A 2,641-nucleotide genomic window follows, 5' to 3' on the forward strand; every position below is an offset into this window, starting at 1 on the left:
CCGCCGTACCCGAACCGCCCCCGCCACCGGCCGCGGCCGCCCCGCCGCCACCGGCGCCGAGTCCGAGGGCCGTCACCTACCAGGTGACGGGCAACCGGCCGCTCCTCGACCTGGTCACGGTGATCTACACCGACCACCAGGGCGCCCTGCAGACCGAGCTCAACGTGGCGCTGCCGTGGACGAAGACCGTCGTGCTCGACCCCGGCGTCGAGCTGAAGTCGGTGACCGCGACCAGCGTCACCGGTCAGCTCAACTGCGCGATCACCGACGCCGCGGGGGCGACCCTGGCGTCTCAGGCGGCCAACACGATGATCGCCACCTGCACCCAGTGACGCCTCAGGCCAGGCCGAGCTCCTGCATCCGCGCGCTGTGGGTGGCCTGCAGCCGGTCGAAGAACTCGGTGAGCTGAGTCAGCCCCTCACCGCTGGACACCACCAGGTCGACCAGTGCGTCGTGTTCGGCCAGCACGTACTGGGCCTGGGTGATGGCTTCGCCGAGCAGCCGCCGCGACCACAGGGCGAGCCGGTGGCGCTGCTTGTCGCTGGCGGTGACGGCGGCGCGCACCTCGGCGACCACGAACTGCGAGTGGCCGGTCTCGGCGAGCACGCCGCGGACCACGTCGGACACCTCGGCGGGCAGCGAGTCGGAGATCTCCAGGTAGAAGTCAGCGGCGAGCGCGTCGCCGATGTAGGTCTTGACCAACGCCTCCAGCCACGTGCTCGGCGTGGTCAGCCGGTGGTAGTTCTCCAGCGCCGAGGCGAACTTCGTCATCGCGGGGATCACGTCGACGCCCCTGCGCTGCAACGCATCCCGCAGCAACTCGTAGTGACCCATCTCGGCTGCGGCCATGCTCGCCATGTTGATCCGGCCGCGCAGATTGGGCGCCATCCGCGCCTCTTCGGTCAGCCGGTAGAACGCGGCGACCTCGCCGTAGGCCAGCAGTGCGAACAGCTCGTCGACCCCTCGGTGCGCGGCCGAGACGCCCGACGTCGCCGTGCTGACCGTCTGCTCGGGCGTGGCCGCGGCCGGGGTCGAATTCATGACCCAACTCTAGACGCCGACCCGCACGGCAACCCGACGAGAGCGCGACCAGCTATCATGGGGGCGGATACCGGCGTAAAGCTGCTGCTGAGCCGGACCGAGAAATGTGCGTGCACGCCATGGGCCCGATACCTCGCTGTGCCCAGCGGATCGCCAACGCCCCGCCTCCGGGGCGATGAGACCGCGTCTTTCGTTCCACTCGTGCGCGCGTGACGCAAACGAGGAATGACCACGAAAGGCTCTGTCCACTCCGTATGACTCCACTGCCACCTCTCACCAAATCCTTCGCCGAACTCGGTGTGCGCGACGAGATCGTCCGCGCACTCGCCGAGGAGGGCATCGAGCACCCGTTCGCCATCCAGGAGCTGACGCTTCCGATGGCGCTGGCCGGCGACGACCTCATCGGTCAGGCCCGCACCGGCATGGGCAAGACCTACGCGTTCGGCGTTCCGCTGCTGCAGCGCATCACCACCGACACCGAGAAGGAGCTGTCGGGTATCCCCCGCGCCCTGATCGTGGTGCCCACCCGTGAGCTGTGCCTGCAGGTCTACAACGACCTCGCGCTGGCCTCGAAGCACCTGCGGGCCGGTGACCGCAAGTTCTCCGTGGTGTCCATCTACGGCGGACGGCCCTACGAGCCGCAGATCGAGTCGCTGCGCAGCGGCGCCGACGTCGTCGTCGGCACCCCGGGCCGGCTGCTCGACCTCGCCCAGCAGGGCCACCTTCAGCTGGGCGGCCTTTCGGTGCTGGTGCTCGACGAGGCCGACGAGATGCTCGACCTGGGCTTCCTGCCCGACATCGAGCGCATCCTGCGGCTGACGCCGGACACCCGCCAGGCGATGCTGTTCTCGGCGACCATGCCGGATCCGATCATCACGCTGGCCCGCACCTTCATGAACCAGCCCACCCACATCCGGGCCGAGGCTCCGCAGTCGTCGCAGACCCACGACACCACCGTGCAGTACGCCTACCGCGCGCACGCGCTGGACAAGGTCGAGATGGTCGCCCGCATCCTGCAGGCCGAGGGCCGTGGCGCGACGATGGTCTTCACCCGCACCAAGCGCACCGCCCAGAAGGTCGCCGACGAGCTGGCCGAGCGCGGTTTCAAGGTCGGCGCCGTGCACGGTGACCTGGGCCAGGGCGCGCGCGAGAAGGCCCTGAAGTCCTTCCGCACCGGTGAGGTCGACGTGCTTGTGGCCACCGACGTGGCGGCCCGCGGCATCGACATCGACGACATCACCCACGTCATCAACTTCCAGATCCCCGAGGACGAGCAGGCCTACGTGCACCGCATCGGCCGCACCGGCCGGGCCGGCAAGACCGGCATCGCCGTCACGCTGGTGGACTGGGACGAGCTGCCCCGATGGACGATGATCGACAAGGCGCTCGGCCTGAACACCCCCGATCCCGCCGAGACGTACTCGAACTCGCCGCACCTCTACGAGGAGCTCGGCATCCCGGCCGAGGCCGGCGGCTCCATCGGCAGAGCCACCCGCACCTCGGACAGGCCGAAGCGCGAACCGCGTGACCGCGACGCCAAGCCGGCCCGGACGCGCAACCGCAGGCGGACCCGCGCAGGCGAGGCCAGCACCGACGGGCA

Annotated in this window: 2 protein-coding genes and 1 pseudogene; 2 read left to right on the forward strand and 1 reads right to left on the reverse strand. The window is 69.8% G+C overall.

Features of this window, described 5'->3' with window-relative positions; genetic code table 11:
• Positions 1-332 (forward strand): annotated as a pseudogene (locus Q2100_RS30865) (hypothetical protein); the annotation flags it as partial.
• A gap of 4 nt (positions 333-336) precedes the next feature.
• Here the strand turns inward: Q2100_RS30865 and Q2100_RS30870 are convergent.
• Positions 337-1,041: a ferritin-like fold-containing protein gene (locus Q2100_RS30870; protein WP_264010873.1), complete on the reverse strand. Its 705-nt coding sequence runs from the start codon at positions 1,039-1,041 to the stop codon at positions 337-339.
• Positions 1,042-1,295: 254 nt separating this feature from the next.
• On the opposite strand from Q2100_RS30870, the gene Q2100_RS30875 reads away from it, so the two are divergent.
• Positions 1,296-2,641, forward strand: a 1,346-nt coding sequence (locus Q2100_RS30875; RefSeq protein WP_302917073.1) for a DEAD/DEAH box helicase, incomplete at its 3' end; no start/stop codon positions are given.

Origin of the sequence: Mycolicibacterium arseniciresistens (assembly GCF_030519285.1) — a bacterium.
Classification (GTDB): Bacteria; Actinomycetota; Actinomycetes; order Mycobacteriales; family Mycobacteriaceae; genus Mycobacterium; species Mycobacterium arseniciresistens.